Origin of the sequence: Mesorhizobium sp. M1182 (genome assembly GCF_040318335.1) — a bacterium.
In the GTDB taxonomy this organism is placed as follows: Bacteria; Pseudomonadota; Alphaproteobacteria; order Rhizobiales; family Rhizobiaceae; genus Mesorhizobium.
Genome location: NZ_JAMYMD010000018.1, coordinates 1 through 23799, shown reverse-complemented (window position 1 = coordinate 23799; position 23799 = coordinate 1). Strand labels below are relative to the sequence as shown.

Below are 23799 nucleotides of genomic sequence, written 5' to 3'. Positions count from 1 at the left end.
AGAAAGCCGGTCCGGAACGATACGATGCGCTTGAGAAATTCTCTTTGCATTTCAATGCTGGTTGCCGCGTCGCCGACGCTGGCCGCGGAAAATTTCATCGAGGGCGTCTATCTGCAATCGGAGGACCTCTGCGCGCAGGCCAAAAAGGATACGCTGCAGACGGTGATCGAGGGCGGCAATATCGTGCTGTCGGCAAATGGCCTGGAAAGCATCGAATATAATTGTGAATTCCTGCAGATCACCAAAGCGACACGCTCACCGAGCTGGGCGGTGACCGCTATATGCCAGGAGCCGGGCTACGTCTTTCCCGATGTTCTCTCACTGACACAGATGAGCCCGAAGCAGATCGACCTGGTATCGGTTCGGCCTGCCGCCGACGAAGGCGAGCAGAGCGGCAACGGCGGCAGTTATTTCCTCTGCGACGGCGTGGCGATGCCATAGGGCAGTTGAAGGCACGATGCATGTTGCGTGGCACGCGCCGCGCCGCTATAGCGCTGGTTTTCCCGAGGCACAAACATGTCCGTTGATATAAAAACTGTGAAGCGCGTCGCGCATCTTGCCCGTATTGCGGTGAGCGAGGAGGATGCAGAGCGCATGACCGGCGAATTGAACGCCATTTTGGGCTTTGTCGAGCAGTTGAACGAGGTCGATGTTTCCGGCGTCGAGCCGATGACCTCGGTCACGCCGATGGCAATGAAAAAGCGCCAGGACGTCGTCACCGACGGCGGCAAGGCAGCCGACATCGTCGCCAATGCACCGGCGACCGAAGAAAATTTCTTCCTTGTGCCGAAGGTCGTGGAGTAGCAGGCCGATGGCAATCGACATCGCGGCTGAGACGCCGCTGCAGGACGATGTGCGTGGGCTGGTCGAGGAGCTCAACGCCACATTGCTGGAGCTGACGCCGCCGGAGCATTGCTACCATTTGACGGTCGAGCAGATGGCGGACCGCGACACGACCGTCTTCATCGCCCGCGACAACGGCCTTGCCATCGGTTGCGGCGCACTGAAGCGCCACGATGCTGTCGTCGGCGAGGTCAAGCGCATGTATACGCGACCTTCGCATCGCGGCCGCAAGATCGGCGCGAAGATTGTCGAGCGTATCGAGGCGCTGGCGCGCCAAGAAGGGCTTAAGCGTCTGGTTCTGGAGACGGGCGACCGTCATCCCGCCGCCTGGACCGTCTACGAACGCGCCGGTTTTTCGCGTTGCGGGCCGGTGCTGAATTATCCCGATTCCGAGTGGTCGGTGTTTTACGAAAAGAGCCTTGCCTGATGAGCGACCTTACCCAGCTGACGATTTCGCAGGCCCGCGCCAAATTGCGCTCCAGAGAGATCACAGCCACCGAAATCACCGAGGCTTATCTATCGGCGGTCGAGCGAGCCAATCCGGCGCTCAATGCCTACGTCGTGGTCACCGACGACAAGGCGCGCGACATGGCCAAGACCTCCGACGCGAAACTGGCCAAGGGCGAGGGCGGGTCGCTCGAGGGTATCCCGCTCGGCATCAAGGATTTGTTCGGCACCGAAGGCGTCCACACCCAGGCCTGCAGCCATGTGCTGGACGGCTTCAAGCCGCGCTACGAATCGACGGTCACCGCCAATCTGTGGGCGGATGGTGCCGTCATGCTCGGCAAGCTCAACATGGACGAGTTCGCCATGGGCTCGTCCAACGAGACCTCGCATTACGGGCCGGTCATCAACCCGTGGCGGCGTTCGCGCCTCGACACGGTTGTGATGCCGACGACACATCAGGGCGAGGGCGGCTTCGTTTCGGCGGGCGGCACCAGGACCGCGCGCACGTTGGACAATGCCCAACTGGTGCCGGGCGGTTCGTCCGGAGGCTCGGCATCAGCGGTCTCGGCCTTCCTGTGCGCCGGCGCCACCGCCACCGACACCGGCGGCTCGATCCGCCAGCCCGCCGCCTTCACTGGCACAGTCGGCATCAAGCCGACCTATGGCCGCTGCTCGCGCTGGGGGATCGTAGCTTTCGCCTCTTCGCTCGACCAGGCCGGGCCGATCGCGCGCGACGTCCGCGATGCCGCGATCCTGTTGAAGTCGATGGCTTCGGTCGACCCGAAGGACACGACGTCCGTCGACCTGCCGGTGCCGGACTACGAGGCGGCGATCGGCCGCCCGATCAAAGGCATGAAGGTCGGCATCCCAAAGGAATATCGTGTCGACGACATGCCCGCGGAGATCGAGGCGCTGTGGCAGAAAGGCATTGCCTGGCTGCGGGATGCTGGTGCCGAGATCGTCGATATCTCGCTGCCGCATACCAAATACGCGCTGCCGGCCTATTACATCGTGGCGCCGGCCGAAGCCTCGTCCAACCTCGCCCGTTACGACGGCGTCCGCTATGGCTTGCGCGTGCCCGGCAAGGACATTGTCGATATGTATGAAAAGACCCGCGCCGCCGGCTTCGGGCGGGAGGTCAAGCGCCGCATCATGATCGGCACCTATGTGCTTTCCGCCGGCTACTACGATGCCTACTATCTGCAGGCGCAGAAGGTTCGAACCCTGATCAAGCGTGACTTCGAAAATGTGTTTGCAGCAGGCGTCGACGTCATCCTGACGCCGGCAACACCTTCCGCTGCCTTCGGCATCGCCGACGAGGACATGGCCGCCGACCCGGTCAAGATGTATCTCAATGACATTTTTACGGTGACGGTGAACATGGCCGGCTTGCCCGGTATAGCGGTTCCAGCCGGGCTCGACGCCAAGGGGCTGCCGCTCGGCCTGCAGCTGATCGGCCGGCCTTTCGACGAGGAAACGCTGTTCCAGACTGCCCACGTCATCGAAAAGGCGGCCGGCACATTTCAGCCGGAAAAATGGTGGTAGGATCGTTTCTCATCTGAGGGGGTGAGGGATGTTCTTCTATGTCTCCAAGATTCTCTGGCTCTTCGTCCAGCCGCTTAATCTCGCGATCATCCTGCTGCTGGCTGGATTGCTTGCGGCATTGGTCGGGCGCAAGAGGCTGTTTGCCACCGGCAGCGTGCTGGCATTCCTTGTCCTTGCACTCTCGGCGTGGACCTCGCTCGGCGCAGTGATGCTTAATCCGCTCGAGGAGCGTTTCCCCAAGCCACCGCTGCCGGAACGAGTTGACGGAATCGTTGTGCTCGGCGGCGGTATGGAGAGCGCCATCAACTTCGTCCGCGGTGGCTATGAACTCAACGCCAGTGGCGACCGATTGGTCGAGGCAGCCGTGCTGGCACGGCGTTTTCCGACAGCGAGGGTCGTCATTTCAGGTGGCCCCATTGCAATGGTCCGCGAAGACGAGGGCGATGCGGCGACAGCTCCACGCCTGTTCACTGCGCTCGGCGTGACGGCCGATCGGCTGGTCCTTGAGGGCAAATCACGCAACACCTACGAGAATGCGGTCTTCACCAAGCAACTGATCACGCCAAAACCGGGCGAGACCTGGCTGCTGGTGACCTCGGCCTTCCACATGCCACGCGCCAAGGCGCTGTTCGACAAAGCCGGTTTTGCGACGGTTCCGTGGCCGGTCGACTACCGCACCTCCGGCAGGGAAGGCATCGGCCTGCTCCGCACGGATGCCAACGAAGCACTGCAGACCACAACCATCGCGACCCGTGAATGGATCGGGCTGATTGCCTACTGGCTGTCAGGCCGGATAGACCGGCCTTTTCCGGCGCCGGATGTTGGGCCGGGCGGCTGACCGAGCACCGCCTGCCGCGCCGCCGAGAAAAACTGGCGGCGCACCAGCACCGCCAGGAGCAGCAGCGTCGACAGGACGAACACCGCGGGATCGACGAACCAGCCAAGATAGCCAATCGAGAAGAACACGCCGCGCAGGCCCGAATTGAAATGCTTTCCGGCCAACATGTTCATGCGCGCGGCACGCCACACCGCCGTTTCGGTGACCGGATTGCGCGACGCCTCGCCATGTGGAATCGGCACGGCGCCGATCAGGATCGAGCAATAGTTGAACAGCCGGTAAGCCCAGCCGAACTTGAAGAAGGAAAAAGCCAGGATCAGCACCAGCCCGAATACCTTCGTCTGGAAGGCCGCGCGTGAAGACGTGGCGCCAAACGGCAGGTCGGTCAACACGGTCAGAACCTGATCGGAGGCGCCGAGCAGGGCAAAACAGCCGCCGATCGCAATCAGCGAACTCGAGGCAAAGAAGGCGGTTCCCTGCTGCAGGCCGCTCATGATGGCGGTGTCGACGATGCGGATCTCGCGCTCAGCCATGGTCCGCATCCAGGCCTCGCGCTGCGCGTTCATCGCCCTCGTCAGCGACATGCGGCTGACCAGCATTCCGTCGGCGGCGAGCGTATGCAGCACCCACGCGGCAAGGAAGAACCCCAGCGCCGCAAGGTCGGCCGTCGATAGGTGAAAGGAATCGCTCATGCGTTGCTTTTACCACAGGCGGCAGTAATGCTTCGATGGCCGAAGTTGGAATGTCGCTGCCGGAGCAAACAAGGTCGGCAGGCGCAGCGCCGCAATCTTCAAAACAGCGGAAAACATCATGGGAATTCCTATATGTAGACCTCAACAGGGTCCCAGGAGAAAACGCCCACGTGTTCCTTTCGGTTTTCGACTTGTTCAAGATCGGCATCGGCCCATCGAGTTCGCACACGATGGGGCCGATGACGGCCGCGCGGCGGTTTCTCGACGAGATTGCGGGAGACGACTGGCCGCGCCCGGCCGGCGCCAAGGTCGACCGGATCGCTGCCAGCCTGCATGGCTCGCTCGCCTACACCGGCATCGGCCATGGCTCCGACCGAGCCGTGGTGCTCGGCCTCGCGGGCCAGACGCCGCAGACGGTGGATCCCGACCTAGCAGACGGCATCGTCGCTGGCATCGCCGCCGAGAAACGGATTTCGCCGCCCGGCCATCCGTCCTACCGTTTCGACCCGGCAACGGATCTTGTGCTGGATCGCAAGACGCCGCTGCCGGGTCACGCCAACGGCATGGCCTTCTCTGCCCATGATGCCGGCGACCGGTTGCTGCTGAGGCGCGTCTATTATTCGATCGGCGGCGGCTTCGTAGTGTCCGAGGAAGAACTGCAGCGGATGAAAGCAAGGGGCTCGGCGACAACCGAAGGCAAGAAGGTTCCGTATCCGTTCAAGAACGCCGTCGAAATGCTGTCCATGGCAGCGAAAAGCGGGCTTTCCATTGCCGAGATGAAGCGCGTCAACGAGGAGACACAGATGTCGCGCGGGGAGCTCGACGCCGGCCTCGACGGCATCTGGAGCGCCATGAAGGGCTGCATCGAGCGCGGCCTGTCGCAAGACGGCATCATGCCAGGCGGACTCAAGGTGCGCCGCCGTGCCCGGATGCTGCACGACAAGCTGCAGGAGCAATGGCAGCAGAACCGGCCTAACCCGCTGCTCGCCAACGACTGGCTGTCGATCTATGCGATGGCGGTCAATGAGGAGAACGCTGCCGGCGGCCGTGTCGTCACCGCGCCAACCAATGGGGCGGCCGGCACTCTGCCCGCAGTGCTGCGCTACTGGTTGCATTTCCATCCCGAAGCCGACCAGCCCAGCATTCGCGATTTCCTGCTGACGGCGGCGGCCGTCGGCGGCATCATCAAAACCAATGCTTCGATCTCGGGGGCGGAAGTCGGCTGCCAAGGCGAGGTCGGTTCGGCTTCGGCAATGGCTGCGGCGGGATTGTGCGCCGTCATGGGCGGCACGCCCGAGCAGGTCGAGAATGCTGCCGAGATCGCGCTGGAACATCATCTCGGCATGACCTGCGATCCGGTCGGCGGCCTGGTGCAGGTGCCGTGTATCGAGCGCAACGCGCTTGGTGCCGTCAAGGCGGTGACCGCCGCTTCGCTGGCCATCAAGGGCGACGGCGTTCATTTCGTGCCGCTCGATGCCGCGATCGAGACGATGCGCCAGACCGGCCTCGACATGAACGAAAAGTACAAAGAAACCAGCCTTGGCGGATTGGCCGTCAATGTCGTGGAGTGCTGAGCGCCAATCTGGCGGCATGGACCACCACTGTGGAGAAGTCGATCAGGCCGTTGACGCGTTCGCGTGCTGGACTAAACCTTAAACGATGTCTCTCAATCTCATAAAGCTTTGCGTCGGCTGTGACAGCGTCGAGGATCTGGAAGAGTGGATTGCCTTCCGTCTCGACGAGCGGCGCCGCGCCGGCGAACCGGCCGAGCACTACCACACCACCCGCATGGTGCCGACGCGTGGCGCCGAGATTACCGACGGCGGCTCGCTCTACTGGGTGATCAAGGGCAATGTCCAATGCCGCCAGCTGATCACCGAAATCCGGCCCTTCACCGATGACGAGGGCATCGGCCGTTGCCATCTGATCCTCGATCCCGAGGTCGTGCGCACTGACTGGCAACCGCGCCGTGCATTCCAGGGGTGGCGCTACCTGAAGCCGGCGGACGCGCCGGCCGATCTCGGCAAGGGCAAAGCCGGGCTGATCGAGATGCCGCCGAAGCTCAGGCGTGAGCTTGCCGATCTCGGCCTGCTCTGACGCCGAGAAGCGCAACGCCAAGACCACCAGCCGAAGCGCTGTCCGCAGGTGCCATCATCACAGGTCCTCCAGGTCGCCTCATCTGGGCTTGCAAGCCGGGGGACAACGCCACATCTTGAATGTCATGAGCGACAAGAAGCAGCCCGTGCCTGCAAGGGCCAATCCTGCGCCGGTCGAGTCTCAATCGAGCACCGGCGAGATCGACGCGTTTCTCCGTCAGGCAAGGACGCTCGCTGCATCCGCCACCGGTTCAGGCAGGCTGATCCTGTCCCTCGACGCGACAATGAGCCGCCAGCCGACCTGGGATCTCGCCTGTGCGCTGCAGGCCGAGATGTTCGACGCCGTCGGCAAGGCCGGGGCGCTCAAGGTTCAACTTGTCTATTTTCGCGGCCTTGGCGAGTGCCGCTCATCCGCATTCGTCACCGATACCGCAGCTCTGAAACAGCTGATGACGCGCATCAACTGCCGCAGCGGCCGTACCCAGATCGGCAAGGTGCTCGCCCACGCGCTGAAACAGACGGCGGCGGCCAAGGTCAACGCGCTGGTCTATATCGGCGACGCGATGGAAGAAAACATAGATGATCTGGCCGAAAAGGCCGGCAGCCTCGGTCTGCACGGCGTTCCTGTCTTCGTCTTTCAGGAGGGCCATGATGCCGCTGCGGAAAAGGCGTTCAAGGAAATTGCGCGGCTGTCGAAAGGGGCCTGGTTCAGGTTCGATCGGCGGGCTGCCGCGACGTTGGCCGGCCTGCTTTCGTCCGTCGCCGTGTTTGCCACCGGCGGGCTGAAGGCACTGGAGGCCCGGGGCAGGCCGGAAGACCGACTGATGATCGAGCATATGCGGGGCGGCGGAAACTGATGGGCGCGATTATCGCTTTCGTAGCATTGCTTCTGGTGTTTCTCGGCATGCTCACCATCTTCCTGCGCGCCGATCCGGCGAAGCTTGCAGGCGGCATGAGGACGCTTGGACCTGTGCTGCTCGGGCTGGTCGGCGTCGCCGTGCTGCTGGTCGGGCGCGAGGGCATCGGGGGCTTGATCCTGTCGGCTGCGCTCGCCTGGTACGGCTCCATGCGCATGAATCGGCCGGCAGCCAAACTGGCGGCAGGCAAGCGTTCGACAGTTCGTACGGCGGCGCTTGAGATGGAACTCGATCACGATACCGGCGGCCTCGAAGGCCTTGTGCTGGCCGGGCGCCATGAAGGCAAGATGCTTGGCTCGATGGGGCTTGCCGAATTGCAGCAACTCTATCGCGAACTCTCCGGCGATCCGGAGAGCCGCCAATTGCTAGAGACGTATCTTGACGGCCGATTTCCCATCTGGCGCAAAGACGCTGATGCGAATGGTGGCGAAGGGCTGGGTGTTGCGCCAGGTTCTGGCGCCATGACTAAGGAGGAGGCCTACAAGATCCTTGGTCTTGAAGCGGGGGCTGCCGCGGCGGATGTCCGCAAGGCGCACCGCCGCCTGATGCAGCGCCTGCACCCCGATATCGGTGGCACGTCTTTCCTGGCGGCGCGGATCAATGAAGCCAAGGACGTCTTGCTCTCCAATCACAACTAGTCTCCTTCGACGCAAGAACTTCGGGACAGATATCGTTTCGCGCGCCGCTTACTGCTGGACGGCGTAGCACTCGATCTTCTTCTTTTTCAAAGCGTTGCAGGCTTTCCAGGCAGCCGTCTTCGAACCGAAACCACCGAACCGGGCGCGGTAGTAGGTGACACCGTCCTTGTCGAAGGCGACGGTGAAACCGGAGGCATCGGTCAGAACGGAGGGCGCCTGCTTCGTCGCTTTGTCGAGGAAAGCCTTCGCTTCGGCCTGTTTTGGCGAAGAGGCGACCTGTATTGCCCAGCCGGATGGCACCGACGCCGTGCTGACCGGATCGACCTCTGCCGCCGGTTCGGCATAGGCTGCGGCGACCCGGGCTGTCGCCACGTCGTCCACCGTCGACACAGCCGTCGTCTTGACCCTCTTGGCCTGAACGACCGGAGCGGTCTCTTCAACGACGGGCGCATTTTCCTCGACAAGAGAGGCAACGGCATCGTCGTCCGGCTTACTGTCCGGTGTCGGCGCGTCATGCTTCGGTAGAAGCACCTTGGCCAAGGCTGAAATCGGATTGCCGCCGCCGGCCTTGGCAATCAGCACGCCGCCGCCGCGCGACGACGCCTGCGGCATGTAGGCATTGATCAACCCGGCCATCTGGCTGTCGCGGCTGCCGCCGGACCTGCCGCCCATGACCACCGCTACGATGCGCCGATCGCCATCCGAGACCGAGGAGACCAGATTGTAACCGGAGGCGCGGGTGTAACCGGTCTTGATGCCGTCGACGCCCTTGATGCGTCCGAGCAGACGATTGTGGCCGTTGATGCGCTGCCGCCCGTAAAGAAAGGAGCGCTGCGAGAAATAGCCGTAATATTGCGGGAAATGCTCTCTCAGGGCGATGCCGAGCATCGCCATGTCGCGCGCGGTCGTGAACTGGCCGGGATCAGGCAAGCCGTTGGCGTTGCGGAAAACGGTTCCCCTCATGCCCAGCGCCCGCGCCTTGGCGGTCATCATGCGGGCGAAATTGGCTTCGTTGCCGCCGAGCGTCTCGCCAAGCGCCGTTGCGGAATCGTTTGCCGATTTGGTCACCATCGACAGGATCGCGGTCTCGACCGTGACCGAGCCGCCCCGCTTGACGCCGAGCTTCGTCGGCGGTTCGGCAGCGGCATTGGCCGAGAACACGACCGGGGAATTCTTGCTGATCCTGCCCTTCGCCAACGCCTCGAACGTCAGATAGAGCGTCATCATCTTGGTAAGCGAAGCCGGATAGCGCCGGCCATCGGCATCCGACGAATAAAGCACCTTGCCGGTCTTGGCATCGATGACGATGGCCGCCGACTTGGCCGCCATGGATGAAGCCGCGTCCGCGACGACGAAGCTCATCGCCATGGCGAGGATCATGATCGTTTTGAAGGGGGACACGGATTTGGAAACGAAGCCCGACAACGCCTTACGCACTGATAGTTCCTTTGAATTTCCGTTGCCTTGGAGGCGGCAAAGGGTCCTGCCTCACCTCCGGCCACGCTAACGCAGGCAGCGTTACCAATCCGTTTATGGTAACCGCCGCGTTCACCATTTTCTGTGGGATTGAGCTTCTCTTTATTCGAATCTTAGCGAATGCCGGCAGCTCACGATCCGCATTGCCGCGGGAATCTTGACTTTTGTGCACTGCACAATATATTTACACGCATTGCACAACGCGGCCCGGACAAGCCGCGTCTATCATCCAAGGCAACCGTTCAAGGGAATGCGTGAAATGACCCAGACCTATGAAGATTTCAGCAAATACGGCAAGGAATTTGCGGACACCGGATTGAAGAGCTTCGCCTCGCTGTCCAAGGGGGCGCAGGCTATCGCCGCCGAGGCGGGTGAGTACACCAAGAAAAGCTTCGAAGCCGGTAGCGCCGCTGTCGAGAAGCTCTTTTCCGCCAAGTCGCTGGACAAGGCGATCGATATCCAGTCCGACTATGCCAAGCAGTCCTATGAGAGCTTCGTCACCGAGGCCACCAAGCTTGGCGATCTCTATGCCGAACTCGCCAAGGAAGCTTACAAGCCGTTCGAATCGATCGTCGCCAAGGCGAAGTAAATTCGACGAACATTCCGAGCCGGCCCTTGGGCTTGCAAAGACAGACCCGGTCGCGAACGCGCGGCCGGGTTTTTTCATGCCGGCCCGAAATCGGGGGCCTGCGGTCTTCACGATTTGAAAAATCGGTCAAGTTTGGCCACCTAGCCATATTGTCAGCTAAACAGAAGGGCTTAAAATCGTCCATCGAACACCTACATGTCGAGCATGCATGAGGATTCGAAAGAGGCAGGACTACGTGACTATAGGTTTGACTGCCACGAGCTACGTGGTGCGAATGCAGAACGGCAGCAACGGCAATGAGGCCGGTCGCGGCACGGCCGTCATCACGCGCACAAAAACCAAGACCAAGAAGCCCAGTCTGTATCGGGTCCTCATTCTTAACGACGACTACACACCCATGGAATTCGTGGTCCACGTGCTGGAGCGCTTTTTCCAGAAGGACCGCGAAGCCGCCACACGCATAATGCTTCATGTTCACAATCATGGGGTGGGCGAGTGCGGGGTCTATACATTCGAAGTGGCCGAGACCAAAGTGTCTCAGGTCATGGATTTCGCCCGACAGAATCAGCATCCGCTGCAATGCGTGATGGAGAAGAAGTGAGGTAACATGCCGGCTTTCTCCCAAGGCCTGGAAAAGGCGCTTCACCAAGCGCTGACGCTCGCCAATGAGCGGCACCATGAATATGCAACCCTTGAACATTTGCTGCTCGCCCTGATCGACGACACCGAGGCGGCCGCTGTCATGCGTGCCTGCAACGTCGATCTCGACGAGTTGAAGCATACGGTCCTCACCTATATCGACACCGAGCTCGACAACCTCGTCACCGGCTACGATGAAGATTCCAAGCCGACTGCCGGTTTCCAGCGCGTCATCCAGCGCGCGGTGATCCACGTGCAGTCGTCAGGCCGCGAGGAAGTGTCCGGCGCCAACGTGCTCGTCGCCATCTTCGCCGAGCGCGAGAGCCACGCCGCTTACTTCCTGCAGGAACAGCAGATGACCCGCTACGACGCGGTCAACTACATCTCGCATGGCATCGCCAAGCGCCCCGGCGCTTCCGAGACGCGGACGCCGCGCGGCGCCGACGACGAGCAAGGCAGCCAGAGCGGAGCCGAGCCGCAAGAGGAAGGCGGCAAGAAGAAGCAGCAGCAGGACGCGCTGACTGCCTATTGCGTCAACCTGAACAACAAGGCCAAGGCCGGCAAGATCGATCCATTGATCGGTCGCGAGAGCGAGATCAACCGGACCATCCAGGTGCTGTGCCGCCGCTCCAAGAACAACCCGCTCTATGTCGGTGATCCTGGCGTCGGCAAGACGGCAATCGCCGAAGGCCTCGCCAAGCGCATCGTCGAGGGCGACGTTCCCGAAGTGCTGCACAATGCCACCATCTTCGCGCTCGACATGGGCACGTTGCTGGCCGGCACCCGCTATCGCGGCGATTTCGAGGAGCGGCTGAAGCAGGTCGTCAAGGAGCTCGAGGATTATCCCGGCGCCGTGCTGTTCATCGACGAAATCCACACCGTGATCGGGGCAGGGGCCACCTCCGGCGGCGCCATGGATGCGTCGAACCTGTTGAAGCCGGCGCTGTCTTCGGGCGCGATCCGCTGCATCGGCTCGACCACCTACAAGGAGTTCCGTCAGTTCTTCGAGAAGGACCGCGCGCTGGTGCGGCGCTTCCAGAAGATCGACGTCAACGAGCCGACCGTCGAGGACGCCATCGAGATCATGAAGGGCCTCAAGCCCTATTTCGAGGAGTTCCACAAGGTCCGCTACACGAGCGAGGCGATCAAGGCTTCGGTCGAACTCTCGGCGCGTTACATCAACGACCGCAAGCTGCCGGACAAGGCGATCGACGTGATCGACGAGACCGGCGCCTCGCAGATGCTGGTGCCGGAAGCCAAGCGCAAGAAGACCATCGGCATCAAGGAGATCGAAGCGACGATCGCCACCATGGCGCGCATCCCGCCGAAGACAGTTTCCGCCGACGACGAGAAGGTGCTGCAAGGCCTCGACATCGAGTTGAAGCGCGTCGTTTACGGCCAGGACACCGCGATCACAGCGCTGACCTCGGCCATCAAGCTGGCGCGGGCCGGCCTGCGCGAACCGGAAAAGCCGATCGGCTCGTACCTGTTCTCGGGTCCGACCGGTGTCGGCAAGACGGAAGTGGCCAAGCAGCTCGCCGCCTCGCTCGGCGTGGAGCTGATCCGCTTCGACATGTCGGAATATATGGAACGCCACACCGTTTCACGGCTGATCGGCGCGCCTCCCGGCTATGTCGGCTTCGACCAGGGCGGCCTTCTGACCGACGGCGTCGACCAGCATCCGCATTGCGTGCTGTTGCTGGACGAAGTGGAGAAGGCGCATCCGGATCTGTTCAACATCCTGTTGCAGGTCATGGATCACGGCAAGCTGACCGACCACAACGGCAAGCAGATCGACTTCCGCAATGTCATCCTGATTATGACCACCAATGCGGGCGCGTCCGACGCGCAGCGCGCGGCCATCGGTTTCGGTTCGACCAAGCGCGAAGGCGACGATGTCGAGGCGATCAACCGGCTGTTCACGCCGGAGTTCCGCAACCGTCTCGATGCGATCATTCCGTTCGGCTCGCTGCCGGTGCCGGTCATCCATCAGGTGGTGCAGAAGTTCGTCATGCAGCTGGAAGCACAGCTTTCCGAGCGTGGCGTGACCTTCGACTTGTCGCAGGATGCAATCGCATGGCTGGCCGACAAGGGCTATGACGAGCGCATGGGCGCCCGGCCGCTTGGCCGTGTCATCCAGGAGCACATCAAGAAGCCGCTGGCCGACGAGGTGCTGTTCGGCAAGCTCAAGAAGGGCGGCACGGTGCGTGTCACCGTCGAGAAGAAGGAAACCGGCGAGACCGGCCTGAAGCTCGAATCGCTCGCCGACGAGGCGCCGGTGAAGCCGAAGAAGGAAGAGCCGGACGACGCGCCGAAGGCCAAGAAGGCGGTGGCGAAAAAGCCCGCCGCGAAAAAGGCGGTGGCGCAGAAGCCGGAGCCCAAAGGTAAGGACGGCGGCAAGCGCAGCCTTGTGCCGCAACTGCCGCGTAAGAACTGACGAACCAGCCAGTAAAAAAGCCCCGGAAACGGGGCTTTTTTTGTGACACCTTCCGGTTAACCGCCCGGCGCCCGCCAGAGCGGTTGCACCGGTTCAGCTTGCCAGCGCCATCCGTATCTTGCCGGCGTTTTCGGCCAGGACTTCAGGCTTTTCCATCTGTCCGCTGTGCGGTTTCAGGGGAATGCCCTCGAAGCGCGGAATGACATGGACGTGAAGGTGAAAGATAGTCTGCCCCGAAGCTGGTTCGTTGAACTGCATAACCGTGACGCCATCGGCATCGAAGGCCTTCTTTACGGCCCGCGCAACTTTCTGGACGTGAGCGAAGAGCGGGCCAAGCACCGCCGGATCCGCGTCAAGCAAGTTGCGCGACGGCGCTTTCGGCACCACCAGCGTGTGACCCTGTCCTTGCGGCATCACATCCATGAAGACAATGACCGCGTCATCCTCGTAGACGTGGTGCGAAGGGATCTCTCCGCGCAGGATTTTGGCGAAGATGTTGCTGCTGTCGTAGGTTGCTTCGGCCATGCGGCGCGCTCCGGTTCTTGGCTCGCTGTCTGGTGTAGCGAAGCTATTCCGGGCGGGCAAGACGATCGGCCGACATCGGCCATGCGGCCCGTGCGGCTGAGCGAGTGGGGTCTCGCTGCTCTACTCCGCCATGTCCTTGCGGAACGGGGTGTGCTCTTCCAGATATTCGCTCATCCGCTCGACTTCGCGCCGCTCGCGCTGGAGGTAGTCGGCCACTGCATTGCGCAGACCTGGATGGGCGATGTAGTGCGCCGAATGCATCGTCACGGGCCGGTAGCCGCGCGCCAGCTTGTGCTCGCCCTGCGCACCGGCTTCAACCACCTTCAGCTTGCGCGAGATGGCGAAATCGATCGCCTGATGGTAGCAGACCTCGAAATGCAGGAACGGGTGGTCCTCGATGCAGCCCCAATTGCGGCCGTAGAGCGCGTCTGAACCGATGAAGTTGATGGCACCTGCAATGTAGCGCCCGCTGCGTTTGGCCATGACCAGCAGGATGTCGTCGGCCATGCGTTCGCCGATAAGTGAGAAGAAATCGCGGTTGAGGTAGGGCCGGCCCCATTTCCTGCTGCCGGTATCCATGTAGAACGCGAAAAAGTCGTCCCAGGCCTTTTCGGTCAGATCCTTGCCGGTCAGCCAGTCGATCGAGATGCCGTCGGCGAGGGCCTCGCGCCGCTCTTTCTTCATTGCCTTGCGCTTGCGCGAGGCTAACGTTGTGAGAAAATCGTCGTAGCTCGAAAAGCCTTCGTTGAAGAAGTGAAACTGCTGGTCGGTGCGATGCAGGAAGCCGGCCGCCGCCAATACCTGGACGTCGTCCTCCGGCGCGAAAGTAACATGCGCGGAAGACACGCCGAGCTTATCCGTCACCGCCTTCAGGCCGGTCGCAAGACCGGCCTTGACGGTGGGGATGTCCTCGCCCCTGCCGACCAGCAGGCGAGGGCCGGTGACGGGTGTGAACGGCACCGCGCATTGCAGCTTCGGATAGTAGCGCCCGCCGGCGCGTTCGAACGCGTCCGACCAGCCATGGTCGAAGACATATTCGCCCTGGCTGTGCGACTTCAGATAGCAGGGGACCGCTCCGAGCAACATGCCTCGCGCGGTTTCCAGCCTGAGGTGATGGCCTTGCCAGCCTGTGCGCCGAACAGCGCAGCCGGAATCTTCCAGCGCGCTCAAAAAAGCGAATGAGACAAGCGGGTTGTAGCCGTATTCTGCATCGCCGCGTGTAGTGCCGCCGAGGCTGTCCCATTCAGCGCTGGTAAAGGCGCCGATGCCCGCGGCGATGCGGATCGACAGCTCCGCATTCGCCGTTTGTCTTTCACAGTCGTCCCCTTGATCCATGAGGCTTACTTAAGCTCGCTGCGGACCCATACAAGCCCGCTCAGGCAAGCCGTACCAGATCGGGCTCGAATCCTTCGAACGTCATCTGGTCGGCATATTTGAAGGTCAGGTCGACGGCAGGCTGGTCGTGCACGGTCCAGGTGATCACCGGCATACCGAGTCTCTCTCGCACGAAGGAGACGAACCGGTTCGGCAGGTCGCCGGCAGCGTAGGAGGTGAAGGCGATGTCATGCGCCAGCATGGCGAAATGCGCCTCGATCAGGTGGTTGTCGTTGCCGTAGGCGGTCAACCCGCCGGGTATGCCGGGTGCATATTTCGGGAACTCGCGGATCAGCCAATGGTCGAACGACATGATCGCGGTCTTGCCCTTGTAATGCTTGAGCATCTTGCCGACGCTTTCGACCAGGCCTTCGTCATGCCCGGCAGCACCTTTCAGTTCGACAACCATCGGCACACGGCCGTCGACCAGATCAAGCGCCTGCTGCAGCGTCGGCAAATGGTCGGCGGTGCCGCCGACCTTCAGCGCCGTGATCTCTGCAGCCGTACGCTGCCAGACGAAGCCGTCCTCGCCGGTCAGCCGCCGCAGATCGCCATCGTGGATGATGACGGGGACGCCGTCGGATGACAGGTGCACATCGCATTCGATCGCGTAGCCGCGCTCGGCCGCCGCAGCGAAGGCGGAAAGGGTGTTCTCCCAGCGCGTCTTGTTCATGTCGTGGAGGCCGCGATGGGCGACGGGCCGGGCGGTCAGCCAGGAAAGATCGGTCATGGTTGCAGTCCCGGTCATTCGACTTCGAAGATCGCTTCGATTTCCACTGCGGCATTAAGCGGCAGGGAGGCGGTGCCGACGGCGGAGCGAGCGTGCTTGCCACGATCGCCGAGCACGGCGGCGAGAAAATCCGAGGCGCCGTTGGCAACCAGATGCTGTTCGACAAAATCCGGTGCCGAGGCGACGAAGACGGTGATCTTCACCAAGCGACGGATTTTCTCGAGATCGCCAAGTGCCGCCTGAGCCTGGGCCAATATGTTGATCGCACAGTATTTTGCGGCTTCCTTGCCGGTCGCGGTGTCGACATCGCGGCCAAGCAGTCCGCTCGCCTGGAGCTTGCCCTCCTTGAGCGGCAACTGCCCGGCGGTGAACAGCAGATTGCCGGTCCGGCAATAGGGCACGTAATTGGCGGCGGGCGCGGCGGCGGCCGGCAGCGTCACGCCGAGATCGCTTAGCCGCTTTTCGATTGTTTCGCTCATGCTATTTCCCTATTGCTTGAAGGTGCCGCGCAGGCCGGGCCGAAATTGCTATTTTTGCCTCGCTTCCGCCACGACTTTTTTTAAGCTGGACCATCTTTCCATGCGGCTTGCCATTAGCCGCGATGATCGGAGCACCCCATGCGCGCAACGCGCCTCGCATTCAACGCCGTTCTCTTGACAGCGGCTTCCTGGGCGGCTCCCGCTTTTGCGGTGCCTGCGCTGCAGGCGCATCGTGCTGTTTACGACATTTCACTCGACAAGGCTTCAGACCGTTCCGGCATTACCGGCATCACCGGCCGTATGGTCTACGAGTTCAACGGCTCGCCTTGCGAGGGCTATACGGTAAAGTTCCGTTTGGTGACCCAGATCGTAACCAGCGACAACACCAGGCTGACCGACCAGCAGATGACCACCTTCGAGGATGCCGAGGGCAAGACCTTCTCCTTCGTGAACAAATCCTTTGTCGACCAGAACCTCGACAAGGAGGTCAAGGGTACCGCAACGAAGGAAGCCAACGGTCTCAAGGTCGATATCGACAAGCCCGAGAAGAACAGCCTGGAACTCGCGCCGACCCAGTTCCCGACCCAGCAAATGGTCGAAATGATCGGCAAGGCGGAAAAGGGCGAGCGTTTCTACGAAACCAACCTGTTCGACGGCTCTGAGGATGCCAACAAGGTGGTGACCACCACCGTCGTCGTCGGCAAGCAAGCCGATGCCGACAATGCCGATCCGGAAGCGCCGGCGCTGGCCAAGCTCGCCACCGACAAATACTGGCCGGTCGACATCGCCTATTTCGATGATGCCGACAAAGGCGGCGAGGAGGTGCCGGAATACCGGATCAGCTTCAAGCTGCACAAGAACGGCATCACGCGCGATCTCGTCATGGACTATGGCGAGTTCTCGATGACCGGCAAACTGGTCAATCTGTCGCTGTTCGATCAGCCAAAGACCTGCCCGTCTAAATAAGCTCGAGTGAACGGCAAGCCGCCGGCCGCTATCCGGGATAGTAGCGCTTAATCTTGCGGGGCAAGTCGCATCGACTTGAGCATGCCGCAATTGCCTATCAACGTCTTATGACGGTATGCGCCGCGGGGGAGCAGGTTGAGCAGGATCGAGGTTTTTGTGGCGCCGCGGCCCAATGCGACGCTGATCAACGCTATGACATTCGTCAACCGGATTGTCATGCTGCACGGCATTCCAGGCTTTCGCGACCTGTTGCCATTCAACCGTCTGGCCGGTTTGCGCGGCGTCGCCAATGTCCGCCACATCGATTTTCCGGAGGATGACCGGCAAAGGCTGAAGGCTTGTTGCGGCGCGGGCAAGGCGACGTTCATCACGCCCAACCATCCCGAATTCTTTACCGACTGGATGATCGACAAGGAGGTCGTCTCGCGGGTAAGCCCGCTGGCGGCATCCTGGGCCACGCACGGCGTCGTCAACGGGCTTGGCCGGCTGATGCAGAAATTCTGGTTGGCCAACAATCTGATCGCGCAAATCCCGGGCAACAGCGCGGCCGCCAAGGAACATTCGGTGGCCTGGGCGCTGAAGGGGCACGGCGTGCTCCTGCATCCCGAAGGCGGTGTCGGCTGGCATGCCAACATCATTGCCCCGCTGCTGCCGGGCGCGGTCGAAATGGGGTTCGAGGCGTTGAAGCGCGGCCGCCTGACGGATCCGGATTTCAAGGTTTGGATCGCGCCCGTGATCTGGAAGCTTGCTTTTACGGGGAATGTCGAGGCAGCGCTGGCAAAGGAATGCGCCTATGTCGAGCACAGCCTGAAAATCGAACGCCGTGCCGCCGATTCGCTGCCGGAGCGCATCCATCATATCTATGCGACGTTGCTGTCTCGCGATGAGGCTGCATATGGCCTGCGGTCCGATGAGCGGGCTTCGTATGACGCACGTCAAAAGGACCTGCTGACCGAACTCGGCCGTCGCCTTGCCGAACTTGTCTCGGTCGACGCCGGCACGCTCGACAATGCCGACCTTTTGCGCCGTTCGCGGCGCTGGCTGCGGGAAAACACGGATGGCAGCGGAAGCCAGAAGCAGGTCCGAATGCTGGCGGATACAATCCAGCGCGTGCAGCGTGTCGGGCGGTGGGCTTCAGCCAACCCGCGCATCACGCAGGAGGAGATCGCCGAACATTTGAAGCGGATCCGCAACGATTATTGCAAGGGTACGCTGCGCGATACGATCAACCGTTTCGTGCCGCAGCCGGCAGGCCCACGCCGCGCCTATGTCCGGGTACCGGAGCCGCTAGGCTTGCACGCCTATCAAGGCTCCGTCGAGGAGGCACTCGCCGAACTGCACGACCGGATGCAGGAGACCGTCACCAAGACGATGACGCAACTCGAGGCTGGCGGCGGCTTCATTTTCTATGCCAATCCCTTCTATCATCGTTAGCGGTGTGTTGGTCGGCGCAAGATGAAGGAGTGCGGCAAGCCTGTGGCGGTCTATGTCGATGCGGCGATCTGGAAATGGGTCGGCCACCGCTGGTGTCATCTGCTGGCAGACGACACCGACGAGCTGCATCGCTTTGCCGGGCAGCTCGGCATCAAGCGCGCGTCCTACCAAGGACCGCCGAAGACATCGGCACCGCACTATGACATAACCGGGTTCGAGCGCGACCGCGCAGTGCGGTTAGGCGCCATCGAGTGCAGCCGCGAGGAGATCGTCGCCGTTTTCCGGCGTGTGCGGGTGCCGAAGGGGAAGATGCGGGGATGACACTGGTGCGCTGATCGCCGCGCGCTGAACCACAAGATGCCACAACGCTTGCGTTTGTCGCGCTTCCCCTCTATATGCGCGCTCATTCCACACACGGACTTTGGTGTCTGCCCGGGAGAAATCCGGCTGAAACCTCCGGTGGCGTTCGAGGACAAAGTCCAAAAATGCCTGTGTCCGTGGAGGCTAACCGGAAAGGAAATAAGAATGGCTCTGCCTGATTTCAGCATGCGCCAGCTATTGGAAGCTGGCATTCACTTCGGCCACCAGACCCACCGCTGGAACCCGAAAATGGCGCCCTATATCTACGGCGCCCGCAACAACATCCACATCATCGACCTCTCGCAGACGGTGCCTTTGCTGCACCAGGCGCTGAAGCAGGTTTCCGACACTGTTGCCAAGGGCGGCCGCGTGCTGTTCGTCGGCACCAAGCGCCAGGCCTCCGACATCGTCGCCGATGCCGCGCAGCGCTCGGCCCAGTACTATGTCAACTCGCGTTGGCTCGGCGGCATGCTGACCAACTGGAAGACGATCTCGAATTCCATCCAGCGCCTGCGCAAGCTGGACGAAATGCTGGCCGGCGAGGCTCAGGGCCTGACCAAGAAAGAGCGCCTCAACCTCGACCGCGAGCGTGAGAAGCTCGACAAGGCGCTGGGCGGCATCAAGGATATGGGTTCGACGCCCGATTTGATGTTCGTGATCGACACCAACAAGGAAGCGATCGCCATTCTCGAGGCCAAGCGTCTCGGCATCCCGGTCGTTGCCATCATCGATTCCAACTGCGACCCGGACAAGATCGACTTCCCGATCCCCGGCAATGACGACGCGGCCCGCGCCATCCAGCTGTATTGCGATTTGATCGCGAAGGCAGCTATCGACGGCATCGCCCGTCAGCAGGGCGCGCTCGGTGTCGATATCGGCGCATCGGTCGAGGCTCCGGTCGAGCCGGCGCTCGATCAGACCCCGGCCGCCGAGAGCCCGGCAGCCCAGACCCCGGAAGCATAGTAGCGAAGGCCGGCTGCGGCCTTCATCTTTCCAATATGTTGGCGCGGTAAGCGCTACCGGCACCAGGCGCATCATCGAAAATCGATGGTGCGTCAGTGCATTTAGACAAAGAGGCGACAATGAGCATTTCGGCTGCACAGGTCAAAGAACTCCGCGACTTGACCGGCGCGGGCATGATGGACTGCAAGGCGGCGTTGAACGAGACCAACGGCAATATGGAAGAAGCCATCGACTGGCTGCGCAAGAAGGGCATTTCCAAGGCCGACAAGAAGGCTGGCCGTACCGCTGCCGAAGGCCTGATCGGCGTAGATTCCGGCGTCCGCGAGGCAGCGATCGTCGAGGTCAATTCCGAGACGGACTTCGTTGCCCGCAATGCTGCGTTCCAGGAGATCGTCGCCAATGTCGCGAAGGTCGCGCTTGCCTATGGCGGCAAGACCGAGGCCGTTGCCGCCGCTCCCTATCCGGGCTCGGGCAAATCGGTCGCCGAGACCATCAAGGACGCTGTCGGCACCATTGGCGAGAATCTGGGCTTCCGCCGCTCGGCCAAGCTCACCGTCGAGCACGGCGCTGTCGCAACCTACGTTCACAATGCGGTCGCCGACGGCCTTGGCAAGCTCGGCGTGCTGGTGGCCATCGAGACGACAGGCAACGCGCATGCCGCCAACGCCTTCGCCCGTCAGGTTGCCATGCATGTCGCTGCCACCAATCCGATGGCCCTGACCACCGAAGAGCTCGATCCGGCCGCAGTGGAACGCGAGAAGGCGATCTTCGCCGACCAGGCGCGCCAGTCCGGCAAGCCGGAAGCGATCATCGAGAAGATGGTCGAAGGCCGTTTGCGCAAGTTCTATGAAGAGGTCGTGCTGCTCAAGCAGGCTTTCGTGCTCAATCCCGACATTACCGTCGAGAAGGCGCTGAAGGATGCCGAAAGCGAAATCGGCGCGCCAGCCAAAATCGCTGCCTATCTGCGCTTCGCGCTCGGTGAGGGCATCGAGAAGGAAGAGACCGATTTCGCGGCGGAAGTCGCGGCAGCGGTCAAGAAGTAACTATTCGTTTGAAAGGTTTTTTCGGCCGGGTATCCGCGAGGATGCCCGGCCGATTTCTTGCGCGGTGTCGATGAAGGCGCGGAGCTTCGGGGCCATCGAGGCGCGGCGCGGGAAATAGAGGAACAGTCCCGGTTCCTCGATCGATGCCTCGCCAAGGACTTCGACCAGCCGGCCTGCCTCGATGTCGGGCTTGACAAGCGGCTCGAACAGATAGGCGAGGCCGATACCGGCAAGCGCCATTTCCCTTGCCGACAGCGGATCGCTGACGACCACGCTGCCGCGTGTCTCCACGCTGATATCCTTGCCCTGATCGGACAGATCCCAGCGATAGAGCGCACGTGATCGCAGCAGCCGATAGCCGATGCAGTTGTGCGCGGCGAGATCGGCCAACGCCCATGGCCGCCCGCGCCGGCCGACATAGGCCGGCGAGGCAACGATGATGCTGCGGAAAGGCCCTGTCAGACGCACCGTCACCATATCCTCGGCGATCATCTCGCCCAGCCGGATGCCGGCGTCGAAACCCTCGCCGACGATATCGCTCAGACGTTCGTCGGTGACGATCTCCACCGTCACGTCAGGGTAACGTTCCGCCATCGCCGTCAGGATGGGCATCAGCGCCAGAGGCAGCGCCAAACGCGGCGCGTTGATCCTGAGCAGTCCGCTTGCCCGGCGTTTGACAGAGCGGATACGTTCGATCCGGTCGGCAATGTCTTCCAGCGCCGGCTCCGCCGCAGCGACAAGCGCGGTGCCAGCCTCGGTCAGCGAGACGCTGCGCGTGGTGCGGGCAAACAACGGCTGGCCGATTCGCTCCTCGACCAGCCGAACCGCATGGCTGACCGCTGACGGGCTCATGCCGAGCTCGGCGGCTGCCGGCGCGAAGCCGCCACGCCGCGCGACGGCAACGATTATAGGTAGGTGGCTAAGCAGATCGCGGTCCATTCATGCATGATATCGCATAGTCCATTCGGATAATGCAATCTTATCGGTGGGTAAAGGAGGGCGCATCTTTGGCTGCATCACACGGCAATCGCCGAGCAGCCAAGAGACGTCTAATGACCGACCTCGATTCCGAACGAACCCGCAATCTCGAGACCGTGCGTAAATTCTTTGATCTGATGCACCGCAAGGACATTGAGGCATGGGGCGACCTTTGGGCTGAAGATGGCCGTATACTTGTCTTCTACCCGCCGGCAGGATTTGGAAACAGCATCGATGGTAAGGCCGCGATCCTGGGGGCCTTCCGAGGTCTCTTCGGTAATTTCGAATCCTTCGATTCGCAGCTGACAGCCATCTATCCGGCAGCGGATTCGGACGCGATCGTCGTTGAGTACAAGAACCGCGCGGTGCTGATCGGCGGCACTGAATACACCAACAGCAATATCGCGATTTTCCACTTCAAGAGCGGTCTGATCAGCGCCTACCACGATTATTTCGATCCGCGCCGTTTCCAGGTGGTGGTCGATGCGCTGGCCAAAGCCTGACTGCGTATCCCAGGCAAGACCTCAACCCCGCTTTTCAAACTTCAGGAGAAAATCCATGACCATGTCCTACTACACGCTCGGCAACAGCGGGCTGCGTGTCACCCGCGTGGCGCTCGGCACCATGACGTTCGGCACGGAATGGGGCTGGGGCGCGGAGAAGGAAACCGCGCGCGCCTTGGTTGATGCCTATATCGAAGCCGGTGGCAATTTCTTCGATACCGCCGATCTCTATACCGGTGGCACGGCCGAAACCTGGCTCGGCGAATTCATCGCCGAGCGCGGGCTGCGCGACAAGGCGGTGATCAGTACCAAATTCACCTACAACGCCGAACCGGGCAACCCGAACGCCGGGGGCAACGGCCGCAAGAACATCCTGCGGGCGATAGACGGTTCGCTGAAGCGGCTCGGCACCGACTACATCGATCTCTACATCCTCCATACCTGGGACAGGCTGACGCCGCCGGAGGAGGTGATGCGGACGCTGGACGATCTGGTGCGCGCCGGAAAGATCCGGCATGTCGGTCTGTCCGACGTGCCGGCCTGGTACGCAAGCCGGGCGCAGGCCGTCGCCGAGCATCGCGGCTATGAACCGGTTTCGGCGCTTCAGCTCGAATATTCGCTGGCCGAGCGCAACATCGAGCACGAGTTCGTGCCGTTCGGCACGCGCTATGGCGCCGGAATCATGGTCTGGAGTCCGTTGGCCGGCGGTCTGCTCAGCGGAAAATACCGTTTCGATACAGTCGTCGAGGATGGTGGCCGGCTGGAGACAATGCGTGGTTCGACCAATCCCGGTTTCCAGAAATTCACCGATCGCAACTGGCAAATCGTCGCCGAACTGGAGAGGGTTGCCAGCCAGCTCGGCCGCAGCATGGCCCAGGTCGCCCTGAACTGGACGGCAAACAGGCCAGGCATTGCGTCCGTCATCGTCGGCGCTACCAGGCTTGACCAGCTCAAGGACAATCTCGGCGCGCTTGATTTCGACATTCCCGAAGATCTTCGGGCACGGCTCGATGCGGTGAGCCGGCCGGTCACGCCCTTTCCGTATTCGTTCTTCGGCCCTGAAATACAAGGCGGCCTGACCGGTGGGCAGGCGGTTGGCGGTAAGCCGGCAAGCTATCTGCCGGATCTGCTCACGCGAGGCACTTTTGCCGGCGTGAGCTGACAGCTATCCCGGTCCACGATCTCAACTTTCCGGCTCGGGGGGGGCAGGGCAGCCCCGACGGCCACGGCGATTGGAAGACCACCAAGTTAGTGGCGGCCCCCAAACCCGCCAACCAACCCAACCCA

Annotated in this window: 26 protein-coding genes; 19 read left to right on the top strand and 7 right to left on the bottom strand. The window is 61.9% G+C overall.

Annotation, left to right across the window (positions count from 1 at the left end):
• The first annotated feature begins 24 nt into the window (after positions 1 to 24).
• The 5 genes from NKH33_RS20460 (at position 25) to NKH33_RS20440 (ending at position 3673) form a co-directional block, all read left to right on the top strand.
• Positions 25 to 441 carry a hypothetical protein gene (locus tag NKH33_RS20460; RefSeq protein WP_352471669.1) on the top strand — a complete coding sequence of 139 codons (417 nt, stop codon included), beginning with the start codon at positions 25 to 27 and terminating at the stop codon, positions 439 to 441.
• A 75-nt stretch (positions 442 to 516) separates the two neighbouring features.
• Positions 517 to 804 (top strand): Asp-tRNA(Asn)/Glu-tRNA(Gln) amidotransferase subunit GatC, encoded by a 288-nt coding sequence (gene gatC / locus NKH33_RS20455; RefSeq protein WP_023674910.1) that lies wholly within the window; start codon positions 517 to 519, stop codon positions 802 to 804.
• A 7-nt stretch (positions 805 to 811) separates the two neighbouring features.
• The gene (locus NKH33_RS20450; RefSeq protein WP_352471668.1) at positions 812 to 1270 is read left to right on the top strand and encodes a GNAT family N-acetyltransferase; all 459 of its coding nucleotides are present in this window, start codon (positions 812 to 814) and stop codon (positions 1268 to 1270) included.
• Positions 1270 to 2835 (top strand): amidase, encoded by a 1566-nt coding sequence (locus NKH33_RS20445; RefSeq protein ID WP_352613757.1) that lies wholly within the window; start codon positions 1270 to 1272, stop codon positions 2833 to 2835. The genes NKH33_RS20450 and NKH33_RS20445 overlap by 1 nt, the downstream gene beginning before the upstream one ends.
• A 28-nt stretch (positions 2836 to 2863) precedes the next feature.
• The gene (locus NKH33_RS20440) at positions 2864 to 3673 is read left to right on the top strand and encodes a YdcF family protein (RefSeq protein WP_352921198.1); all 810 of its coding nucleotides are present in this window, start codon (positions 2864 to 2866) and stop codon (positions 3671 to 3673) included.
• Here NKH33_RS20440 and NKH33_RS20435 read toward each other — a convergent pair.
• Positions 3610 to 4365, bottom strand: a complete 756-nt coding sequence (locus NKH33_RS20435; RefSeq protein ID WP_352502377.1) for a DUF599 domain-containing protein — start codon at positions 4363 to 4365, stop codon at positions 3610 to 3612. The genes NKH33_RS20440 and NKH33_RS20435 overlap by 64 nt on opposite strands.
• Positions 4366 to 4535: 170 nt before the next feature.
• On the opposite strand from NKH33_RS20435, the gene NKH33_RS20430 reads away from it, so the two are divergent.
• From NKH33_RS20430 to NKH33_RS20415, 4 genes are all read left to right on the top strand, one after another.
• The gene (locus NKH33_RS20430) at positions 4536 to 5939 is read left to right on the top strand and encodes an L-serine ammonia-lyase (protein WP_352502378.1); all 1404 of its coding nucleotides are present in this window, start codon (positions 4536 to 4538) and stop codon (positions 5937 to 5939) included.
• 85 nt (positions 5940 to 6024) lie between these two features.
• Positions 6025 to 6462 carry a DUF1489 family protein gene (locus NKH33_RS20425; protein WP_352466463.1) on the top strand — a complete coding sequence of 146 codons (438 nt, stop codon included), beginning with the start codon at positions 6025 to 6027 and terminating at the stop codon, positions 6460 to 6462.
• 124 nt (positions 6463 to 6586) lie between these two features.
• Positions 6587 to 7318, top strand: a complete 732-nt coding sequence (locus NKH33_RS20420) for a vWA domain-containing protein (RefSeq protein WP_352613752.1) — start codon at positions 6587 to 6589, stop codon at positions 7316 to 7318.
• Positions 7318 to 8016, top strand: a complete 699-nt coding sequence (locus tag NKH33_RS20415; RefSeq protein WP_352448805.1) for a DnaJ domain-containing protein — start codon at positions 7318 to 7320, stop codon at positions 8014 to 8016. The genes NKH33_RS20420 and NKH33_RS20415 overlap by 1 nt, the downstream gene beginning before the upstream one ends.
• Positions 8017 to 8064: 48 nt before the next feature.
• On the opposite strand, the gene NKH33_RS20410 is transcribed toward NKH33_RS20415, so the two are convergent.
• A complete protein-coding gene (locus NKH33_RS20410; protein ID WP_352540574.1) occupies positions 8065 to 9453 on the bottom strand; it encodes an SPOR domain-containing protein in 1389 nt (462 codons plus the stop codon).
• 298 nt (positions 9454 to 9751) lie between these two features.
• Between NKH33_RS20410 and NKH33_RS20405 the strand changes: the two genes are divergently transcribed.
• The 3 genes from NKH33_RS20405 to clpA all read left to right on the top strand — a co-directional run bounded on the left by NKH33_RS20405 (position 9752) and on the right by clpA (position 13157).
• Positions 9752 to 10081, top strand: a complete 330-nt coding sequence (locus NKH33_RS20405; RefSeq protein ID WP_352471661.1) for a phasin family protein — start codon at positions 9752 to 9754, stop codon at positions 10079 to 10081.
• Positions 10082 to 10355: 274 nt separating this feature from the next.
• A complete protein-coding gene (clpS, locus tag NKH33_RS20400) occupies positions 10356 to 10682 on the top strand; it encodes an ATP-dependent Clp protease adapter ClpS (protein ID WP_023717744.1) in 327 nt (108 codons plus the stop codon).
• A gap of 6 nt (positions 10683 to 10688) precedes the next feature.
• On the top strand, positions 10689 to 13157 hold the full coding sequence (gene clpA, locus NKH33_RS20395; RefSeq protein WP_352448808.1) for an ATP-dependent Clp protease ATP-binding subunit ClpA: 2469 nt from the start codon (positions 10689 to 10691) through the stop codon (positions 13155 to 13157).
• A 93-nt stretch (positions 13158 to 13250) separates the two neighbouring features.
• On the opposite strand, the gene NKH33_RS20390 is transcribed toward clpA, so the two are convergent.
• The 4 genes from NKH33_RS20390 to NKH33_RS20375 all read right to left on the bottom strand — a co-directional run bounded on the left by NKH33_RS20390 (position 13251) and on the right by NKH33_RS20375 (position 16265).
• Complete coding sequence (locus NKH33_RS20390; RefSeq protein ID WP_352613747.1) at positions 13251 to 13682, bottom strand: HIT family protein; 432 nt, start codon at positions 13680 to 13682, stop codon at positions 13251 to 13253.
• Between the two features lie 120 nt (positions 13683 to 13802).
• A complete protein-coding gene (locus NKH33_RS20385) occupies positions 13803 to 15017 on the bottom strand; it encodes a GNAT family N-acetyltransferase (RefSeq protein WP_352682816.1) in 1215 nt (404 codons plus the stop codon).
• A gap of 40 nt (positions 15018 to 15057) precedes the next feature.
• On the bottom strand, positions 15058 to 15786 hold the full coding sequence (locus NKH33_RS20380) for a glycerophosphodiester phosphodiesterase (RefSeq protein ID WP_023674925.1): 729 nt from the start codon (positions 15784 to 15786) through the stop codon (positions 15058 to 15060).
• A 14-nt stretch (positions 15787 to 15800) separates the two neighbouring features.
• Complete coding sequence (locus tag NKH33_RS20375) at positions 15801 to 16265, bottom strand: RidA family protein (protein WP_352448812.1); 465 nt, start codon at positions 16263 to 16265, stop codon at positions 15801 to 15803.
• A 138-nt stretch (positions 16266 to 16403) separates the two neighbouring features.
• Between NKH33_RS20375 and NKH33_RS20370 the strand changes: the two genes are divergently transcribed.
• The 5 genes from NKH33_RS20370 (at position 16404) to tsf (ending at position 21031) form a co-directional block, all read left to right on the top strand.
• A complete protein-coding gene (locus NKH33_RS20370; protein ID WP_023674927.1) occupies positions 16404 to 17231 on the top strand; it encodes a cell envelope integrity EipB family protein in 828 nt (275 codons plus the stop codon).
• 135 nt (positions 17232 to 17366) lie between these two features.
• The gene (locus NKH33_RS20365; protein ID WP_352921194.1) at positions 17367 to 18665 is read left to right on the top strand and encodes a lysophospholipid acyltransferase family protein; all 1299 of its coding nucleotides are present in this window, start codon (positions 17367 to 17369) and stop codon (positions 18663 to 18665) included.
• A gap of 42 nt (positions 18666 to 18707) precedes the next feature.
• Positions 18708 to 18986, top strand: coding sequence for a DUF4031 domain-containing protein (locus tag NKH33_RS20360; protein ID WP_352682960.1), 279 nt, complete (start codon positions 18708 to 18710; stop codon positions 18984 to 18986).
• A gap of 204 nt (positions 18987 to 19190) precedes the next feature.
• The gene (gene rpsB, locus NKH33_RS20355; protein WP_031211288.1) at positions 19191 to 19988 is read left to right on the top strand and encodes a 30S ribosomal protein S2; all 798 of its coding nucleotides are present in this window, start codon (positions 19191 to 19193) and stop codon (positions 19986 to 19988) included.
• Between the two features lie 119 nt (positions 19989 to 20107).
• Entirely contained in the window at positions 20108 to 21031 is a 924-nt protein-coding gene (tsf, locus tag NKH33_RS20350) for a translation elongation factor Ts (RefSeq protein WP_352471655.1), read from the top strand.
• Here tsf and NKH33_RS20345 read toward each other — a convergent pair whose 3' ends face one another.
• Positions 21032 to 21970: a LysR family transcriptional regulator gene (locus tag NKH33_RS20345; protein ID WP_352921192.1), complete on the bottom strand. Its 939-nt coding sequence runs from the start codon at positions 21968 to 21970 to the stop codon at positions 21032 to 21034.
• Between the two features lie 113 nt (positions 21971 to 22083).
• Between NKH33_RS20345 and NKH33_RS20340 the strand changes: the two genes are divergently transcribed.
• Complete coding sequence (locus NKH33_RS20340) at positions 22084 to 22512, top strand: nuclear transport factor 2 family protein (protein ID WP_352921190.1); 429 nt, start codon at positions 22084 to 22086, stop codon at positions 22510 to 22512.
• Positions 22513 to 22567: 55 nt separating this feature from the next.
• Positions 22568 to 23674 (top strand): aldo/keto reductase, encoded by a 1107-nt coding sequence (locus NKH33_RS20335; RefSeq protein ID WP_352921188.1) that lies wholly within the window; start codon positions 22568 to 22570, stop codon positions 23672 to 23674.
• The last annotated feature ends 125 nt before the right edge of the window (positions 23675 to 23799 follow it).

Bases quoted from the DNA above. Each gene is read 5' to 3' on its own strand.
- NKH33_RS20460 (WP_352471669.1), top strand. From the start codon at position 25: ATGCGCTTGAGAAATTCTCTTTGCATTTCAATGCTGGTTGCCGCGTCG.
- gatC (WP_023674910.1), top strand. From the start codon at position 517: ATGTCCGTTGATATAAAAACTGTGAAGCGCGTCGCGCATCTTGCCCGT.
- NKH33_RS20450 (WP_352471668.1), top strand. From the start codon at position 812: ATGGCAATCGACATCGCGGCTGAGACGCCGCTGCAGGACGATGTGCGT.
- NKH33_RS20445 (WP_352613757.1), top strand. From the start codon at position 1,270: ATGAGCGACCTTACCCAGCTGACGATTTCGCAGGCCCGCGCCAAATTG.
- NKH33_RS20440 (WP_352921198.1), top strand. From the start codon at position 2,864: ATGTTCTTCTATGTCTCCAAGATTCTCTGGCTCTTCGTCCAGCCGCTT.
- NKH33_RS20435 (WP_352502377.1), bottom strand. From the start codon at position 4,365: ATGAGCGATTCCTTTCACCTATCGACGGCCGACCTTGCGGCGCTGGGG.
- NKH33_RS20425 (WP_352466463.1), top strand. From the start codon at position 6,025: ATGTCTCTCAATCTCATAAAGCTTTGCGTCGGCTGTGACAGCGTCGAG.
- NKH33_RS20420 (WP_352613752.1), top strand. From the start codon at position 6,587: ATGAGCGACAAGAAGCAGCCCGTGCCTGCAAGGGCCAATCCTGCGCCG.
- NKH33_RS20415 (WP_352448805.1), top strand. From the start codon at position 7,318: ATGGGCGCGATTATCGCTTTCGTAGCATTGCTTCTGGTGTTTCTCGGC.
- NKH33_RS20405 (WP_352471661.1), top strand. From the start codon at position 9,752: ATGACCCAGACCTATGAAGATTTCAGCAAATACGGCAAGGAATTTGCG.
- clpS (WP_023717744.1), top strand. From the start codon at position 10,356: ATGCAGAACGGCAGCAACGGCAATGAGGCCGGTCGCGGCACGGCCGTC.
- clpA (WP_352448808.1), top strand. From the start codon at position 10,689: ATGCCGGCTTTCTCCCAAGGCCTGGAAAAGGCGCTTCACCAAGCGCTG.
- NKH33_RS20390 (WP_352613747.1), bottom strand. From the start codon at position 13,682: ATGGCCGAAGCAACCTACGACAGCAGCAACATCTTCGCCAAAATCCTG.
- NKH33_RS20385 (WP_352682816.1), bottom strand. From the start codon at position 15,017: ATGGATCAAGGGGACGACTGTGAAAGACAAACGGCGAATGCGGAGCTG.
- NKH33_RS20380 (WP_023674925.1), bottom strand. From the start codon at position 15,786: ATGACCGATCTTTCCTGGCTGACCGCCCGGCCCGTCGCCCATCGCGGC.
- NKH33_RS20375 (WP_352448812.1), bottom strand. From the start codon at position 16,265: ATGAGCGAAACAATCGAAAAGCGGCTAAGCGATCTCGGCGTGACGCTG.
- NKH33_RS20370 (WP_023674927.1), top strand. From the start codon at position 16,404: ATGCGCGCAACGCGCCTCGCATTCAACGCCGTTCTCTTGACAGCGGCT.
- rpsB (WP_031211288.1), top strand. From the start codon at position 19,191: ATGGCTCTGCCTGATTTCAGCATGCGCCAGCTATTGGAAGCTGGCATT.
- tsf (WP_352471655.1), top strand. From the start codon at position 20,108: ATGAGCATTTCGGCTGCACAGGTCAAAGAACTCCGCGACTTGACCGGC.
- NKH33_RS20345 (WP_352921192.1), bottom strand. From the start codon at position 21,970: ATGGACCGCGATCTGCTTAGCCACCTACCTATAATCGTTGCCGTCGCG.
- NKH33_RS20340 (WP_352921190.1), top strand. From the start codon at position 22,084: ATGACCGACCTCGATTCCGAACGAACCCGCAATCTCGAGACCGTGCGT.
- NKH33_RS20335 (WP_352921188.1), top strand. From the start codon at position 22,568: ATGACCATGTCCTACTACACGCTCGGCAACAGCGGGCTGCGTGTCACC.